The 19,213-nt window shown below is 67.2% G+C and carries 5 protein-coding genes; all 5 read right to left on the bottom strand.

Annotated features, from left to right (window positions below; all coding sequences use genetic code 11):
- On the bottom strand, nt 1–6,333 hold the full coding sequence (locus tag SALPAC6_RS26080; RefSeq protein ID WP_080636068.1) for a non-ribosomal peptide synthetase: 6,333 nt from the start codon (nt 6,331–6,333) through the stop codon (nt 1–3).
- A 269-nt stretch (nt 6,334–6,602) separates the two neighbouring features.
- Nucleotides 6,603–6,830 carry an acyl carrier protein gene (locus tag SALPAC6_RS0115545; RefSeq protein WP_018254316.1) on the bottom strand — a complete coding sequence of 76 codons (228 nt, stop codon included), beginning with the start codon at nt 6,828–6,830 and terminating at the stop codon, nt 6,603–6,605.
- Between the two features lie 26 nt (nt 6,831–6,856).
- The gene (locus SALPAC6_RS26085) at nt 6,857–8,389 is read right to left on the bottom strand and encodes an amino acid adenylation domain-containing protein (RefSeq protein WP_263404717.1); all 1,533 of its coding nucleotides are present in this window, start codon (nt 8,387–8,389) and stop codon (nt 6,857–6,859) included.
- Nucleotides 8,390–8,462: 73 nt separating this feature from the next.
- A complete protein-coding gene (locus tag SALPAC6_RS0115555) occupies nt 8,463–9,722 on the bottom strand; it encodes a cytochrome P450 family protein (RefSeq protein ID WP_027661642.1) in 1,260 nt (419 codons plus the stop codon).
- Between the two features lie 8 nt (nt 9,723–9,730).
- Nucleotides 9,731–19,213, bottom strand: a 9,483-nt coding sequence (locus SALPAC6_RS30800; RefSeq protein ID WP_018254319.1) for a non-ribosomal peptide synthetase, incomplete at its 5' end; no start/stop codon positions are given.

The raw sequence follows: 19,213 nt of genomic DNA on the forward strand, positions 1-19,213 counted from the left end.
TCACAGCACTTCCCCGTCCTTCGTCCTGCGACGCAACGCCGGCCGGGCCGACGGAACGGGTTCCTCCAACACGCGCGAAAGACCCGCGACCGTACGTACCTCGAACAGCGAACGAATCGACAGTTCCAGGTGCAGCTCCGACCGGACGAGGTTGACCAGCCGGATCGCCCCCAGCGAGTTGCCGCCGAGGTCGAAGAAGTCGTCATCGATGCCGACCCGATCGACGTCGAGCACCTCAGCGAGCAACGTGCACAGCTTCTCCTCGCGCGGGGTACGCGGCGCGCGGTGCTCTGCCGAGTTCCCGCTCCCCGGCTCGGCCGCCGGTGCCGGCGGCGCGGGCCGGAGCAGTGCGCGCAACCGTTCCCGGGCTGCCGCATCGACCTCGTCGAGAGCACGGACAGTGACGCGAGGATCCTCCGCGATTCGCTCGAGCAGGCGACCAAGCAGGCCGACGATCGCCGTGGCAGTGTCGTGCTCGAGTCGCGCGGTCTGGTAGTCGACGGACAGTTCGAGGTGCGGATCCGCGCTCGCGTTCAGTGTCAAGGGATAGTGCGACCCGTAGTACGGCCGCACGCCGTCGATCGTGAAGCCCGTGGCCGCGGCCGCGTCCGCCAACGTGGCCGGGTCGACCGGATAGGACTCGAAGCCGACGAGCGTGTCGAACAGGGTGCCGTGGCCCACGGCCTGCTGGATGTCTGCCAGCCCGTAGTGGTGGTGGTCGAAGAGCGCACCCTGCCGCCGTTGCAGGTCGCCCAGCAGGTCGGCCACGGTTCGATCCCCGGGGCACGGTACCCGGACCGGGATGGTGTTGATGAGCAGTCCGATGATCGTGTCCGCGCGCGGCAGCGACTCCGGGCGGCCGGAGACGGTCGCGCCGAACACGACGTCCTGCTCTCCCGTGAGCTGGGCCAGCACCAGCGCCCACGCGCCCTGCACCAGGGTGTTGAGCGTGACGCCGCACTCCGCGGCGCGCCGCTCCAGGTCGCGCGCGATGCCGACGCCGAGCTCCGCCTGGATCCGCCGGACGCCGTGGCCGGTGTCGGGCGGATCCCCGGGGAACAGGATGGTGGGCTGAGACAGACCGTCGAGTTCCCGCGCCCACGCATCCGCGGCCGCTCGATGGTCCCGGCCAGCCCGCCAGAAGAGGAAGTGCGCGAATTCGCTCGCCTGCGGCAGGTGGACTCCGGATCGGTCGGCGGCGTAGAGCTCGAGCAGATCCCGCACCAGCAACGGCATGGACCAGCCGTCAACCAGAGCGTGGTGTGCGGTGAGTACCAACTCCGCCCGATCCCCCGCCGTGGCGATCAGGGCAAGCCGGATCAATGGCGGGCATGCCGCGTCGAAGTGGGCGGCCCGGTCCTCGGCGAGGAACGTCTCGATGTCGGCGCCATCGAGAAAACGCCAGGGCAAGACCACGTGCTCCGGTACGACCTCGACCAGCGTCCCGTCACCACCGGTGGCGAACGCCGCCCGCAGATTCGGGTGCCGGTCCAGCAGCGCCTGCCCGGCCCGGCGCATCCGCTCGGCGTCGACCTCGCCGCTGAGATGGAACACGAACTGCAGGTGGTACACGTCGAACGGGCTATCGGCGAACATCGAGTGGAACAGCAGACCGGACTGCACCGGGGTCACGGGCCAGACGGCCGCCAGTGCGCCGTACCGTGCCTCCCACACATCGATCTCGGGCTGAGTCACGGCGACCAGCGACACGTCCGACGGGGTCAGGCCACCGGCGCCGAGCCGCGCGTGCCGCGCCAACGCGGTGAGCGCCTCAACCCAGCGCTGCGACAGCTCGTGCACCTCGGCACGGGTCAGCACCCGGCTCGGAAAGCTGAAGTATGCGAGCATCTCCCTGCTGTCACCGACGACCGCATTGATCTCGAGAGTCGACAGCGCCGGCAGGTCCTCGTCCGGCGTGGGGATCAGCTGCCCCAGCTCCGAGACGGAGGTCCAGCCCGCATCCCGGTACTCCTGCGGAATGTCGGACGCGGAGACGGTGCCCAGGTAGTTGAATCCGATCGACGGGTGACCGAGGCTGTCGAAAGCCTCCTTCGTCTCCGGATTCAGGTAGCGCAGCATTCCGTACCCCACGCCCTTGTCTGGAACCGCGCGCAGCTGCTCCTTGACCACCTTGACCAACTGCCCCGCGGCCGCTCCGCCCGTAAGCGCCTCGTTCGCATCAACTCCGGACAGGTCGAGCCGCACCGGGTACATGGTGGTCAGCCAGCCGACCGTCCGGGAGAGATCCGCCCCCGGGTACAGGGCCTCCTCCCGGCCGTGGCCTTCCATTCGGACCGTGAATGGTACGTCGGCCCAGCCCCGTGCACGCCGCCAACCCGCGACCGCGAGCACCAGGCCGGCCAGCAACCCGTCCTCCACGCTGCCGTGGTACGCCGCCGGCAGCGCGGTCAGGACCGTCTCGGTGACGGCCGCCGGCACACGCACCCGCAGCGTCGTAAGCGAGCCCGCCGTATCGATCGCCGGATCGAGATCGTGTGTCCCGAGCGGTGAGGCGACGGCCGACAGCATCTCCTGCCACAGCGGCAGCTCCGTCTCCCGGTTGGCCGCCTCCTCGATCTGCGCGTGCGCCCAACGCCGCATCGAGGTGCCCACCGCCGGCAGTGCCGGGACACCACCGGTGTTCAGTGCCCGCCACACCGCGGCCAGATCGGCCGACAGGATGCGCCAGGACACGCCGTCGACCACCAGGTGGTGCAGCACCATCAGCAACCATCCGCCGCCCGGCTCAGGAGCGAGCCACACGAACTGCGCCATCACCCCGGAACGGGGGTCCAATCGGCTCGCCGCGTCGTCGAGCGCCGCCTGGACACTCTCGGGGTCCGGCGGCCACTGCGCGCACGGGATCCGGCACAGCAATGGACCGGCGCTCACCGCGTCCGCCGGCGCGGCCAACAATCCCCTACCACCGGGGTCGAGCCGGCTGCGCAGCACGTCGTGTCCGGCGAGGATCGTGTCCAGCACCGTCACCAACCCGGTCTGGTCCACGGCAGTGGGCAGATGCACGGCCGCCGCCATCGAGAGCCGGTCGATGCCACCACCGCGGCCGAGAACGTGCAGTCCCGTGGGAGACAGCGGGATCCAGCCGACACCGCCGCCGGGCAACTCGGGAAGGGTCCTCCGCTCCGCTGTCCGCGCGTTCGCGTACTCGGCGAGGCGGGCGATCGTACGGTGTTCGAAGATCTCCCGGGCACTGAGCTCGATTCCCCGGGCCTTCGCCCGCACCCCGATCTGGATGGACCGGATGCTGTCGCCGCCGATTGCAAAAAAGTCGTCGTTGACGCCGACCTCAGCCACTCCGAGCACGTCGGCGAAGACCTCGGCCAGGACGCGCTCGGTCTCCCCGCGGGGAGCGCAGTACGCCTGGCCACCGCCCGACGGCTCCGGCAACGCGTCCCGGTCCACCTTCCCGTTGCCGGTCAGTGGCAGGTCCTCCAGTACGACGAAGTTCGCAGGCACCATGAAATCCGGCAGCCGGCCTGCGACGAATCTGCGCAGTTCGCCTTCCGAGACCCCGACCCGGAGATCGAGGTCGCCGGCGGCACCGGCGCCATCTCCACCGACACGGCCGCGGCCGGCCGGGACGACGTAACCGACCAGGCGCCGATGACCGGACCGGTCCGCCTTGGCCAGGACCAGCGCCCTGGCCACGCCCGGGTGGGCGGCCATCGCCGCTTCCACCTCGGCCGGTTCGATCCGGAAACCGCGCACCTTCACCTGTTCGTCGGCCCGTCCCACGAATTCGAGCCTGCCGTCCGCGTTCCATCGGACCAGGTCACCGGTGCGGTACATCCGGCTGTACGGCCCGTCGAACGGGCAGGCCACGAAGCGTTCGGCGGTCGGACCGGGCCGGCCCGGATACCCTCGCGCCACTCTGGGCCCCGCCACATACAGTTCGCCGGTCACGCCGGGACCGACTGGCATGAGGCCGGGGCCGAGGACGTACCCGGCCGTGTTGTCGAGGGGCCGTCCGATCGGAACCGAACGCTCCATCCGCTCGCCGTGGCCCAGCTGGTACGACGTCGCGTACACCGTGGTCTCCGTCGGGCCGTAGACATTCACGAACACCGTCGCCGGGCATGCCTCCTGCATCCGCCGCAATGCGGCTACGGAGGCGACGTCGCCGCCCGTCCACACCTCCCGCAGGGTCTGCAGAATCTCCGGGCTCTCCTCCGCGATCGCCGAGAACAGGCCGGTGGTCAGGAACGCTGCGGTGACCCGGCCGCCGACGATCGTCTCCCGCAGCGTCGCCAGATCCGGTTCGCCGGGTGGCGCGACCACCACCTGGCCGCCGGTCAGCAGGGGAACCCACAACTCGTAGATCGACGCGTCGAACGTGTGCGGTGATCGGAACAGCACTCGTTCGTGGCCGCCGGTCTGCCAACGGCGATCGAGTACCAGGCATTCGATGTTCCGGTGGGTGACGCCCACGCCCTTCGGCACGCCGGCCGAACCCGACGTGTAGATGACGTACGCGAGCGAGTCCGGATGGCTTGGCGTCCGTGGCCGCGGTTCGGCCGACCGGCCGGCCGGCATCGCGTCGATCAGCACGACACCTGCCGAACTCGGGCCGGGCAGCGCCGCCGCGGTCGCCGTATCGGTCACCACCACGGTGGCCCCCGCCTCGGCCAGCAGGATCGCGATTCGCTCCGCCGGATAGCGCGGATCGACCGGGAGGTACGCCCCGCCGGCTTTCACCACGGCCAGCAGCGCAACGACCAGATCCGCCGACCGGGGCAGGGCGACCGCCACGACGGTCTCCGGGCCGGTGCCCCGCTCACGCAGGATCTCCGCCAAGCGGTTCGCCGACTCGTCCAGCCTCCGGTACGACAGCGAGCGGCTGCCGGCGACGATCGCGGTGGCATCCGGAGACCTCGTCACCTGGCGTCCGAACAGTTCCGGCACCGTCAGCCCCGGTACCGAGACCCGTGTGTCGTTCAGTTCGTCCAGCAGCCAGTCCCGTTCGGCGTCGGCGAGCACGTCCACCGTGCCGGCCCGCCGTCCCGGATCACCAACCATGGCCCGGATGAACGCGACAAGGCTCGAGGAGAATCGGTCCAGCTCGGCGATGGTGTACATATCCCGCGGCGCGTCCAGGCTGATCGTCAACACCTCGTCCCGACCGGACAGAAGCACGCTGATCATGAGTTCGTCCGGCGAGGGAAGGCACGAACCCGATAGCCGCGCCGGCATCGCGCCGAAGGTGAGGCGCCGGAGCGGGACAAGACTGAGGATCATTCCCATCGGGCTGCGGCTCGCCTCGGTCTCCCCCAGGCTCAGCCGGATGTCGGCGCTCAGGTGACGACTGTGCGGAGCGACGGCCGCCTTCTCCGCCTCGATCGCCTGGGCAATGTCCAGGAAGGTGTCCGTCGGCCGGATGGATGACCGGATCGGCACGAAGTTCGCACCCATTCCGGTGGCCTTCAGGGTAGCCCTCGACCGGTTGCCGACGGCGAGGGAGAAGATCAGCTCGGGCAGCCCGCAGACCTCGTGCAGGAACGCGGAGGCGGCCGCCGTTACCAGTGCAGGGAGTGAGAGGCGTACCGAGGTGGCGGCCCGCCTCCACGCGGCCGCCTCCCCGGCGGCGATCACGGTCGTGCTGTTCGCGATGCCCATCGCGTGCGCCACCCTGGCCGGGCCGGTGGCCGGCATCGCCTCGGCGGTCTCCGGGTCGACACGGCCGCCGTGAACGTTGGGCAGCCTGGCGGCCTCCGGCCGGTCGGCGAGGTAGCTCCGCCAGAAGGCGGCATCCTCGGTGAACTGGGCGGACGCTCGGTAGCTCGCCTCCTCCTTCGCCATGATGTGGGCGTCGGCGACCGAGGCAGACGGAACCGGCCGACCCTCGGTGAGAGCCGTGTATATCTCCGCGCATCGCGCCGCGAAATTGATACACCCGATGCCGTCCATGACGATGTGGTGGAAGAAGAGAAAGAAGATCGATCGATCATCGTTCACGCGAATCGAGCCGAGCCGGAACAAAAGATCCGAGCTCAGATCGAACGGTTCCGCCTGTATCTCGGCAATTGTCGAGAAGACCTGTTCCTCGACCTGCGCGGAACCGCTGAGATCGAAGCATTCGGGCTGCCACGCCCCCAGTTCGCGCGGTACGGCGCGAACACCCTCGCCAGTTTCTTCGAACCCGACCAGCAGGTTGGGATTCTCGCGCAGCGCCTGCTCGAACGCCGTGGCCAACGCGCTCGGTTCGAGCACGCCGTCGACCTCCCACCAAGCGCCCAAATTGTTGCGGATCGACGCCTTGAGCTTGTCGGAAATCCAAAGCCCCACCTGTGACGATGACGCGCCTACAGCAGACAACGAATACCTACCTCAGACATGGTCGAAGGAATCGCAGCGCCCATACGAGGGCAAGGGAATCTCATGACGAATTACGAGGATGCCCGGCGGCACCGGTCTCGTCGACCGTACCGCCGACGGGCGTCCGGGCCGACCGTCTCGCCAGCGAGACGGCCTGCGGCAGTGCAACTATTGCGCGAGAGGTGTCAGTCCCGCTAACTAGCCACGGCGCAGCCTGACGACAGGTACGGGCCCCACACCGACCTCCATTGCCGCTAGCCGGCATCGACTCACGGCGTGAGGCCCTTCGCTTCCAGGTACGACGAGAGCGCCCCGACCGTGGAATTCCGGAACAACTGATCCATGGGAACCTCCACGCCGAGTTCGTCGAGCAGGGTGAGCTGAATGCGAGCCAGGACCACCGAATGCCCGCCGAGGGCGAAAAAGTCGTCGTCGTCGGCCACCTCGTCCACCTTCAGCTCGGCACACCAGATGGCACGAACCCTGTCGGCGATCATCAGGACTTCTCCCTCGTTCATAGTGCTCAGCCGGCCCTGGCATCATCAACGGGCCGGCGCGCCGATCCGTGCAACCGCTCCGCGAGCGCCCTGTGGTCCTTTTTCCCGTGCGGGTTCAGCGGGATCTCCGGCACGGTGATGAACTCGGCCGGAACCATGTTCTGGGGGAGCACCGCGACAAGTCTCGACCGAACGTCATTCGTGACGATTTCCCCGCCATCAGGGACGATGAAAGCGACGAGTTCGACCTCTCCGGATCCGTGCCGCCTGGGCACAACCGCGGATGCCCGTACGCCGGCCAGCCTGTCGAGGTGGCGCTCCACGTCGACCGGGTCGATTCGCATCCCCCGCACCTTCACCTGAGAGTCAAGGCGACCGGCGACGACGAGATCTCCGCCGGCCGTCACCGTGCCACGATCGCCCGTCTTGTACAGCCGGATGGGCACACCGTCACGGACCACCCTGACGAACCGGTCCGATCCGGAACCGCCGGCGTTGAGGTAGCCGACGCCGATGCTGATCCCGGAGATGCAGATCTCGCCGTACTCACCGGGAGCGACGGGGAGTAGCTGCTCGTCCACAATGTGGATGTCCGTGTTGTGAACAGGCTTACCGACCGGAACTACGTCAGTTCCTCCCCCGCCCGCGAGGTAGTCGGCGAGATCGTACGACGACGCGACGTCCGTGCACTCGGCAACACCGTACTGGTGCAGCAGTCTGCACGTGTTTCCTTCGCGATCAGCCCAGGGCACGACACGGTCGGCAGACATCGGTTCGCCGCCGAAGAAAATGTGGCCCACCCGGTCCAGCGCCCCACTCCCGCGTGCGGTCTCCCAGTCGATGAGCAGATACAGCGCACTGGTTCCGCAATGGACTGTCCGAATATGGTGCTCAGCGAGCGTCCGGTAGGCGAGGGCGGTGTCGAAATGCCTGCTCGGTATCAGGTGCTGGGTTGCTCCGCAAAACAGCGGCGCCAGCAGAGCGCGTTGAGTGAGGTCGAACCCGAACGCGCTGACGACGAGGTTGTCCGACCCCTGGTGCAGGCCATACTCGAGCGACAGCCAGTTGAGCAGGTTGAACCAACCCTCGTGCCGTACACCGGCTACCTTCGGTATGCCGGTCGACCCCGACGTGAAGACCGCGTAGCACAGGTCTTGCCCCGTGACTGACACGTCCGGATTGGCCGGCGACTGGGTCGCCAGGAGCTCGGACAGGGCTTCGAGATCGACGAGTTCGGCGTTCGCCGCACTCACCAGCCCCGCCGTCGACGGCGACACGACGATCGAAGCGAGGTCGGTGAGCTGCTCCACCATCGCCCTAAGTCGCTGGGCCGGGTAGGACGGGTCGAGCGGCACGTAGGCGGCACCAGACTTCAACGTGCCGAGAATGGCGACGAGCATGTCGATCGAGTAGTCCAGACAGACCCCGACCCTGGCGCCCGGACCGGTCCCTCGCGACATGAGGAAGTGCGCAAACCGGTTCGCCATCGCGTTGAGTTCCTGATAGGTCGCCCGCTGCCCGCCGCACACCACCGCAAGGTGGTCGGGTGCGTCGTCCACCAGTTCCTCGAATCTCCGGTGCACCACCGGAGCCGGCGGCAGTGCGACCCGTGTTCCGCGTACTCTCATCAGCTCATCCCCCGATTCCGAGCCGTACCGGCAGTGAGTCCAGCCGCCAGGTCAGCGGCAGCCGAGCCCGGCGCAGCCTCTGGGCCGGCACCGCCAGCTCCAGGCCGGGATACCGCTCCAGCAAGGCGGTGATCGCAATCGCCGCCTCATGTTTGGCCAATGCGGCACCCAGACAGTAGTGCAGGCCGTCGCCAAAGCCGACGTGATGGAATCGGCGCTGCTCGTGGACGCGGGTGATGTCCAGCCTGTGCGGGTCCTCGAACACCTCCGGGTCGTAGTTGGCCGACACCAGCACGGGAATCACCGCGTCGCCGCGGCGCACCAGACCGTCTTCCAGTTCCACGTCCTCGGTGGCGTACCGGGGGCGTGCTGCCACGATGGCGCTGCACCACCGCATGAGCTCGTCGAATGCCTGTGGCCCGAGCGAGGGGTCGGCGCGAAGCTTCGCGAGCTGATCCGGATGCGTCAGCAGTGCCGCGAGGCCGTTGCTGAGCAGCAGGCCGGTGGAGTCATGACCCGCCGTCACCAGGGTGATGACCAAGGTGATCATCTCCCGCTCGGACAGGCGATCGCCGTCCGCGTCCCGCACCCGGACCAGGTCGGTAAGGAGATCGTCGGCCGCCTCCGCCCGACGCTGCTCGATCAGCGCACGGATGTTGTCGACCATGCCGGTCACGGCGTCGCCGATCGTCCCGGATTCCATCGAGGTCAGGACGCGGCTCCACCGGATCCAGGCCGCCCGATCGGCGGCGGGTACCCCCACCAGCGCGCAGATTACCGAGATGGGCTGCACGTAGTTGAAGTGCTCGACCAGGTCCACGACACCGTCCTCGGCCTTTGCCGGCAGGAGGTCGAGCAGTTCCTCCGTCAGCTGCATCATGCGCGGTCGCAATGCGGTGATCCGGCGCATGGTGAAGGCGCGCGAGACCAGCCGGCGCAGACGGGCGTGTACCTCGCCGTCGAGTTGAAGCATGCTGCGCACATGCTCCAGGTACTCATGGGGCACGCCTTGTGCGAGCGCGGCATGTGCCCACAGGTCCGGCGTCGACGAGCCCGGAACATTCGTGGGGTCGTTGACGAACCGTCGGTCTCCCAGGACCTTCCGCACGCTCTCGTGCCGCGTGACGAGCCAGACGGGGCCGTCGACGCCGGGCACCATGGCATGCGCGAGGGGACTTTCGTCCCGGATCCGGGAGAAGCCCCCGGCGGGGTCGTCGATGAGGGTGGGATCCATGAGGCTGTGGCAGGGAAGAGTGCGGCTCATAGGTTCTCCTACTGCTCCGGCTGTTCTGGCGTCATCCGGCGCAGCCGGGGCCGCACCGGGCCGGCCAGACTGGCCGAGCGTTCCGAGAGCTCCGCGACGGTGCGGGCCTCGAACAGCTGGCGGATCGGGATGTCGATGTTCAACTCGGTGCGGATCCGGCTGATCAACCGAGTGGCCAGTAGGGAATGCCCGCCCATGGTGAAGAAGTCATCGTCGATGCCGACTCGTTCGACTCCGAGCACCTCGGCGAAGAGACCACACAGGACCTGTTCCCGGTTGTTACGTGGAGCGCGGTACTGCGAGGTGTCGGCATACTCCGGCACCGGGAGCGCCCCGCGGTCGAGTTTGCCGTTGGGTGTCAACGGCAGCGAACTGATCGGCACGATCATCGTCGGCACCATGTACTCGGGCAGCCGCTGTTCCACGAAGGTCCCCAGCGTGCCGATGAGCGCACGGATGGCGCCGGACGTCGAGGGCTCGTTGGCCAGATCCTCGGCTCGACGCCCAGCGCCGCGGTAGGCGCCGTCCATGGCCCGGTCCTCGCCCGGATCTGGCAGCAGCACGGCCTCGAAACACTCCGGCGCCTCGCTGGACGGTGTGAGCACCACGCACAGGCCCTCCGTGGCGGCACGGTCGGCGAGATGCTGAGGGTCGAGCGCATCGCCGGAGCCACTCCGCCGTGGTGCGATGCCGGCGGCCGCCACGACGGCGGCCTCCTCGGTGAGGCGGGCGTTCATGATCCCGGCCACGCGCACCGGGTGACCGTCACCGGCTTGCGCGATCAGCTCGGTGACGTCGGCGACGTCCCGGCCCCACACCAGGACGCGCGCATCCCGGAGAGAGATGACATTCGCCGGCTTCTTGTGCAGCACCACCTCGTAGCGGTGACGAGTGAGCTCGTTGTGAGCGGCGCCGGGCTTCAACCGCACATCGACGGCGTCGATGCCGTTGCCGGCCGCCCAAGCCGAGAACCACTCTGGGTCGACAACCAGTTCCCGCTCTAGCATGGCGGCCTGGTCGACATTGACCTTCCGCGCCCGCGGTCCTGCATCAGGGTGCTTGACCTGATCCACACCCGCAAAGAGCATCGGCAGGGTGCCGTGGTGGCGGACGTCGCCGACAATGAGCCGGCCATTGGCCGCGAGCAGACCCATGGCCTTGCCCAGGACCTCCCCCAGGTAGGAGCTGTCCGGAAAATACTGTACGACCGAGTTGATCACGATTGCGTCGAAGTAGTCCTCAGGCAGACCCTCGACATCGTCGGCGGCCTGGCAGCGCAGGACGAGCCGATCCTGGCACTGCCGTTCGCGCGACTGCCGCTGGAGCCGCTCGATGACCACCTCGGAGAAGTCGGTGGCCCAGTACTCGTTGACGTGGTCGACAATCTGGGAGAGCAGCAGACCGGAACCGACGCCGATCTCCAAGACTCGCCGGGGTTTGCCGCGCAGCACCTGCTGGACGGCGTTGTCCCGCCACTCGTGCATCTCGGTCAGGGGGATGGAGTCGCCGGTGTACGCCGACTTCCAGAGCTCGAAGTCCTCGCCCCAGTCCGCCTTGCGCGACTCGTCGTAACTCTGCTCGTACACCACGCGCCACTCGTCTACGAGTTCGGTGTCCGCATGGGCACCGGACTGGGCAGCGGGCAGGACTTCCACCGCCGGGACCACATAGGCCACGAGCCGCCGATCGCCGGGCTGATCCTCCCGGGCCACAGCCACGGCCTGGCGTACTCCCACGGCGTCGGCCAGGACGGACTCGATTTCCCCTAGCTCGATCCGGTGCCCACGGATCTTCACCTGGAAGTCGGCCCTGCGGAGGTACTCGAGCTGTCCATCGGCGAGCCACCGCACCAGGTCGCCGGTGCGGTACATCCGGTCTCCGGGTGTGTAGGGGTTGGCGACGAAGCGCTCGGCGCTGTGGCCGGGCCGATGCAGGTAGCCCCGCGCCAGGCCGGCACCGCCCAGGTAGAGCTCTCCAGGTACGCCCACGGGCACCGGCCGGAGCGCGTCGTCCAGTACGTAGACCTGGGTGTTGGCCAGGGGCCGGCCGATCGGAGGCGCATCGGCGCCGCCGGTCACCGGCGCGGCCGTGGACCAGATCGTCGTCTCCGTCGGACCGTAGACGTTGGTGACCGTGGCGGCCCGCTCGTGCAGGATCCGTGCGACCGGCGCGGGAAGCGCTTCGCCGCCGACCAGCACCCGCAGCCCGTCGATGGTCGCCGGATGGCGCCGGACGACCATCTCCCACAGCGCGGGCGTGGCCTGCATGACCGAGATCCGATGCCGGGAGCGTAGCTCCGCGATGGCGGCCGGATCCGCCGACACATCGTTGGCAGCCAGCACAAGGCGTGCTCCGGCCAGCAACGGAGCGAACACCTCCAGCGTCGCGATGTCGAACGCGATGGTCGTCACGGCGAGCCAGGCGTCCTCCGCGGTGAGCTGCACGTGTGGCTCCATGGCGGCGAGGAGATTCGCTAGTGCGTGGTGCGACACGACCACGCCCTTGGGAGTTCCGGTGGAACCCGACGTGTAGATCGCGTAGGCCGCGTTCTCGGGCCGGACGCGGAGCGGGGGTGCTTCGCGTCCGTGACCACTTCTGTCGCGCGCCATCGTGGCGGCGTCGATGGTGAGCAGCGGGTCAGCGTGGCCGATGACGTGCTCGATCCGCGCCGACGGGTGCTCCGGATCGACGGGAACGTAGTAGGCGCCCGACTTGAGGATCGCAAGAAGGGCGACGACCAGGTCCGCGGCGCGCGGGAGCAGCACGGCGACGGCCGTCTCCGGTCCCGCGCCCCGGGCGATCAGATACCAGGCGAGCTGGTTGGCCCGTTCGTCGAGTTCCCGGTAGGTCAGCGACGTGTCCTCGGTGACCAGGGCGGTCGCGTCAGGCGTCTCGGCCGCCTGGCGGGCGAAGAGCTCCGGCACAGTCGCCGCCGGCAGCGTGGCTGCCGTGGCGTTGGGGTTCTCGAGAAGGCACCGCCGTTCGCTCGGCTCAAGCACGTCGGCGGCTGCCAGTGTGACGGCGGGGTCCCTCATGATCTGTCGGAGGAGTTGGGTGTAGCGGTGGGCGAGGGTGGTTGCGGTGGTGGTGGTGATGTGGGGTTGCTGGTATTGCATGGAGAGTTGGAGGTGGGGGTCGGTGGAGGCGGTGAGGGTCACCGGATAGTGCGACCCCGCAAACGGCTGCACCCCGGCGATCTCCAGACCCGCGTCCGCGTTGGCCTCGTCGATGCCGGTCCGGTCCACGGGATAGGACTCGAACAACACGAGGGTGTCGAAGAGGGTGGCTAGTCCGGTTGCTTGTTGGATGTCGGACAGGGGCTGGTGGTGGTGGTCGAGGAGATCACTTTGCTGGTGCTGCAGGTCGGTCAGGAGCTGACTGATGGTGTCACCGGGCCGGCAGCGGACCCTGACGGGAATGGTGTTGATGAACAGGCCGACCATGTCATCGACGCCGGGCAGGTCCGCGGGCCGGCCGGAAACAGTCGCACCGAAAACGACATCGTCCTGGCCGGTGAGAGCGGACAAGAGGACAGCCCAGGCGCCCTGGACAAGAGTGTTGACGGTGATACCGAGTTCCGCAGCCCGACGGGTAGCGGCCAATCCCTCCTCTCGGGTCAGGTCCAGAGGGATGCTGGCGGTAGCGGCCTCGGCGGCACCGGCCGTGATCGCTGGGTAGAGAATCGTGGGCTGCTCAAGGCCCGCCAGCGCCTGCTCCCAGGCCTGCATCGACCGCTGCTCGTCATGCCGATCCAGCCAGGAAAGAAAATCCTCGTAACTACTGGCCCGCGGCAGACCCGCGACATCACCAGAACTGTAGTAAAGACGCAGCAAGTCACGCACCAAAATCGGCAGCGACCAACCGTCAAACAACACATGATGAGCGGTCAGCACCAGATCAGCGTGCTGCTCATCGAGTGTCACCAAACCCAGACGCATCAGTGGCGGCCGGGCCGGATCGAAATGAGTCTCCCTGTCATCGGCCAGGAACCGCTCGACGACAGCCCCCCGATCCGACTCCGGCGAAGTCGACAGATCGAGATGCCGCCACGGCAGCGTCACCTGAGCAGGAACGATCTGGATCGGGTCACCAGAAGCACGCGCCACGAACCCGGCACGCAGATTCGGATAACGACCAAGCAAAGCCTGCCCGGCAGTACGCATCCGCTGCGGATCGACCCGGCCCTTCAACCGGAACACCAACTGCATGTGATACGCGTCGAAAGCCGCGCCGGCCATCATCGCGTGGAACAACAACCCGGACTGCGTCGCGGTCACCGGCCACACGGCCGTCAACCGGCCGTAATCAGCCTCCCACCCGTCCAACTCCGACTGGTCCACATCAGTCAAAGTGACATCCGAAGGAGTCAACCCACCCGCGTCCGGCTCAGCCGCATGCATGACCACAGCGGTCAGTGCCTCACCCCACAACCGGATGAGCTCATCAACCTGCGCCTCGGTCAACACACCGCAGGCATACGACACCAACCCGGTCACCTGCGATCCGTGATCACTGTCGGAAACCATCACGTTGATCTCCAACGCCGACAACGCCCGCATCTGGGCATCCGGGACCACCGTGACATCCCCGAGGTCCCCGGCCGGCGTCCAGCCACCAGCCGACAGATCCGTGCCGGACAACCGGCCCAGATAGTTGAACCCGATCTGCGGAACCGCCAACGTCGCCAGCTCAGCCCCAGTGCTGTCATTGAGATACCGCAACAACCCGAACCCGATGCCCTTATCCGGCACCACCCGCAGCTGCTCCTTGACCCGCTTCACAGCCCGACCCGCCGCGTCACCACCGGCGAACGCCTGCTCGACATCCACTCCGCGGACATCCACCCGGACCGGGAACATGCTGGTGAACCACCCCACCGTCCGGGACAGATCCGCACCCGGCACGATCTCCTCCTGCCGGCCATGGCCCTCCAGCCGCAGCAACGACGGTGCACGCCCACCACACCACCGCGACAGAGCCAGCGCCAACCCGGTCAGCAACACCTCATCCACACCACACTGGAAACGCTCCACCACCTGCGAGAACGACCCGACCGGCAACCGCACCGGCAGCGACCGCACCCCCGCCATCGTGTCCCGCGCAGGATCAAAACGCCGCGCCCCCAACACGGCGTCCTCGCCCCGCAACACCTCACGCCAATACTCGAGCTCAGCCATCCGCGACGGACTCGTCGCCTCCTCCTGCAGCCCCACGGCCCACCGCCGCGCTGACGTCCCCACCGACGGCAAAACCGGAACCCGGCCCTGTGCCACCTGCTCCCACGCCGCCGCCAGATCCGGCACCAGAATCCGCCACGACACCCCGTCCACCACCAAGTGATGAACCACCACCGCCAGGCGACCCGCATCCTCAAACCACACGAACTGCGCCATCACCCCCGCAGCCGGATCCAACCGGCCACCCGCAGCATCAACCTCCGCAGCCACCACATCACCAGAGACCCGCCGCAACAGAGACGCCCCAGACACCGCCTCCACCGGCGGCACGAACAACGCACCATCCGGCAACAGACACGCCCGCAACACGTCATGCCGCCGCACCACAGCCTCGATCACCGCAACCAGACCCGCATGATCCACGCCAGTCGGCAGACACAACACCACCGACATCGCGAACCTGGAGAACGGACCGCCGTTGTCCAGCAACCAACGACCCGCCGGCAACAACGGCGCAACACCAACACCGCCACCATCCAACTCCGCCAACGCCGGGCCTTGATCCACCAACACCTCATCGACGACCTGCGCCAACGCCGCAACCGTCCGCCGCTGGAACACCTGCCGCGGCGTCACCACCAGACCACGAGACCGCGCCCGCGCCACCACCTGAATCGAGCGGATACTGTCCCCACCCGCAGCGAAGAAGTCGTCATCCACCCCGACCCGGTCCACCGCCAGCACATCAGCGAAGACCTCCGCCAACGCCACCTCCACCGACGACGACGGTGCCCGATACACAACCTCCGTGAACTCCGGCTCCGGCAAAGCCGACCGATCCACCTTCCCACTCGACAACAACGGCAACCGATCAAGCACCACCACCGCAGCCGGCACCATGTAATCCGGAAGCCGCTGTCCCACGAACTCCCGCAACTCACTCACCGACACACCGGCATGCAGACCGAAACCCTCCCCGGCCACCATCTGCCCACCAGCCACCACATACGCCACCAGGCGCAGCCCGTCCCCACGCCCAGCCCGCGCCACCACCACCACCTGCTCCACAGCAGGATGCGAACCCAACACCGCCTCAACCTCAGCAGGCTCCACCCGAACACCCCGGATCTTCACCTGCGCATCAACACGACCCACATACTCAAGAACACCGTCACCAGACCACCGCACCAAATCACCGGTCCGATACATCCGCTCCCCCGCAACAAACGGACAAGCAACAAACCGCTCCGCCGTCAAACCCGAACCACCCGCATACCCCCGACCAAACAAACCACCCACATACAACTCACCAACCACCCCCACCGGAACCGGCACCAAACCCGCACCCAAAACAAACGCCCGCATATTCCCCAACGGACGCCCAATCGGAACACCACCACGAAAATCAACACCCTCAGGAACCGGGAAAACAGACGCATAAAAACTCTCCGTCTGCCCATACGCATTCACCACACGCACACCCGGCAACACCGACCGAACCCGCGACACCAAATCCCCCGACAAACCCTCCCCCGCAAACATCACAGTACCCACATCCAACTTGCCCCCAACCTCACCCAAAACAGCAGCAAAAGCCGACGGCACCGCCGAAATCACATCACCAGACCAACCACCCCGCTCCACAACCTCCAAAACATCACGCACCACCTCAACACAACCACCCGAAACCAGAGCAGCAAAAAACTCAAACACCGAAACATCAAAACCAACCGACGTCGACCCCAGAATCCGACAACCGGACCCCACCACCGACACCAACTGCACAACCCCATTCACCACACCACCATGAGTAACCTCCACACCCTTCGGCACACCCGTCGAACCAGACGTATACATCACATACGCCACATTCTCCGGACGCACCGACACCACCGGCACCGAAACCCGCCCAGCGAAATCAATCGACTCAAACCGCACCACCGAAACACCAGCCGGCAACCCAGCAGCACCGACCTCATCCGCCAGCACCACCACGGGATCCGCATCCGCCAGCACCGCCTCCACACGACCACTCAAATACCGCACATCCACCGGCACATAAGCAGCACCAGCACGCCACACACCCAGCAACGCCACCACCACATCCACCGAACGCGGCAACGCCACCGCCACCACCGACTCCGGACCCACACCCCGATCCAGCAACGCCCGCGCCACCGCCGCCGACCGCTCAGCAACATCCCGATACGACAGCGCCACACCACCGGCCACCACCGCAACCGCATCCGGCGACTCCGCCACCCGCGCAGCCACCAACTCCCACACCGAACCCGCCGGCAACGACACCGCCGGAGCGTTGAACTCCGACAACACCCGACGACGCTCACCAACCCCCAACAGATCCACCGCATGCACCGACACACCCGGATCGGTGGCCATTGCGTCCAGGAGGCGGAGGAAGCGAGCCGCCATTTCGTCGATCGTCCGGCGATCGAAGAGATCGGTGGCAAACTCGATGAGACCGTCGACGTGCTTGTCACCAGCGTCGGCGTTCACCGCGAAATTGAAAAACAGGTCGAACTTGGCGGTGCCGGTCGAGACTGGTTCGACCCTCACCTGCAGGTCGGGCAGGCTCAACTCGGGTGCGATGTCGCTCTGCCAGGCGCACATGACCTGGAACAACGGGTGATACGCCGTCGACCGCTCCGGATTCAGCAACTCCACCAGACGCTCAAACGGAACATCCTGATGGTCATACGCGGCCAGCGCATCCGCTCGAACCCGCCGCAACACCTCACTGAACGACGGACCACCCGACACATCAACCCGCAGAACCCACGTATTGACGAAGAACCCCACCAACTCCGCCAACGCCTCATCAGCACGACCCGCGATCGGACCACCGATCGCCACATCCTCACCAGCACCCAGCCGCGACAACAACACCGCCAACGCCGACTGCATCACCATCGACAGGGTGGTGTCGTGCTTGTGGGCGACGCGTTCGAGGCGGGTGAGAAGCTCACCCTCCACGGTGAACGGCACTGTGTCACCGCGGTAGCTCGCCTCGGCCGGACGGGGCCTGTCCGTGGGCAACGTGATCGGCACCGGGAGGTTGTCCAGTTTAGCCTGCCAGTACCGGAACTGGCGCGCGAACACACTATCCAGATCGGCCTCGTCACCAAGGAGACGACGCTGCCAGAGCGTGTAGTCCGGGTACTGGACGGGCAGAGCACGCCACTGCGGCGCCCGCCCTTCTCGACGCGCGGTGTAGGAATCGATGAGGTCTCGGGCGAGCGGCGCAGCGGAGCCGCCATCGCCGGCGACGTGGTGAATCACGACTACCAGGCTGTACTGGTGCGGCGCATGGCGCAGGAGCGTGGCCCGGATCGGAATTTCGGTGTTCAGGTCAAAGCCATACGTCACCAGCTCGGTCACCGCCGCGCCGGTCTCCGCCGACCCCACCACCCGCACCGGCAGCTCCGGGTTCGCCTCCTCGATCGACAGGACATGCTGGTACGGGTCACCGAACTCGTCCTCGACAAGGAGGGTACGCAGGCTTTCATGACGTTCCACGACGTCACGGATCGCTGACCGCATAGCCGACTCGTCCAGATCGCCGTCAAGCCGGAGCACCGCGGGGATGTTGTACTTGCCGGACGGCCCCTCGTAGCGGTGGATGAACCACAGCCTCCGCTGGGCGTAGGAGAGAGGGACACGGCTCGGGCGCTTCTCCGGACGCAGCGCCGGTCGCAGTCGGAGTTGCGGTGAGAGCCGGCTTGCGACCTCAGCCGGAGTAGAGCCGTCGAAGATGCTCCGGATGGGCACCTCGATGCCGAGCTCCGTACGGATGCGGCCCACCAGCCGCATGCTGAGTAGCGAGTCACCGCCGAGGTCGAAGAATCGGTCGTCGACACCGACCCGTTCGAGGCCAAGGACCTCGGCGAAGAGGCGGGTCACCGCTTCTTCCTGCGGCGTGCGTGGCGCCCGGCATTCTCTGCTGTCGATACGTGGGTCGGGCAGCGCCCGCCGGTCGACCTTGCCGCTGGAAGTCAGCGGGAGGCTGTCGAGCAGCACGACGGCGGACGGCCACATCAACTCGGGCAGCCGGCCGGCGGCGAAGACTTCCAGCTCGCCGGGCTCGACGGGGGTCGAGGCGATGACATACGCCACCAGGCGCAGCCCGTCCCCACGCCCAGCCCGCGCCACCACCACCACCTGCTCCACAGCAGGATGCGAAACCAACACCGCCTCAACCTCAGCAGGCTCCACCCGAACACCCCGGATCTTCACCTGCGCATCAACACGACCCACATACTCAAGAACACCGTCACCAGACCACCGCACCAAATC

The organism is Salinispora mooreana, from assembly GCF_000379065.1.
Taxonomy (GTDB): Bacteria; Actinomycetota; Actinomycetes; order Mycobacteriales; family Micromonosporaceae; genus Micromonospora; species Micromonospora mooreana.

What these genes read in the sequence shown, in the direction of transcription:
- SALPAC6_RS0115555 (WP_027661642.1), bottom strand. Translation starts at nt 9,722, where the DNA reads ATGAGCCGCACTCTTCCCTGCCACAGCCTCATGGATCCCACCCTCATC.
- SALPAC6_RS0115545 (WP_018254316.1), bottom strand. Translation starts at nt 6,830, where the DNA reads ATGATCGCCGACAGGGTTCGTGCCATCTGGTGTGCCGAGCTGAAGGTG.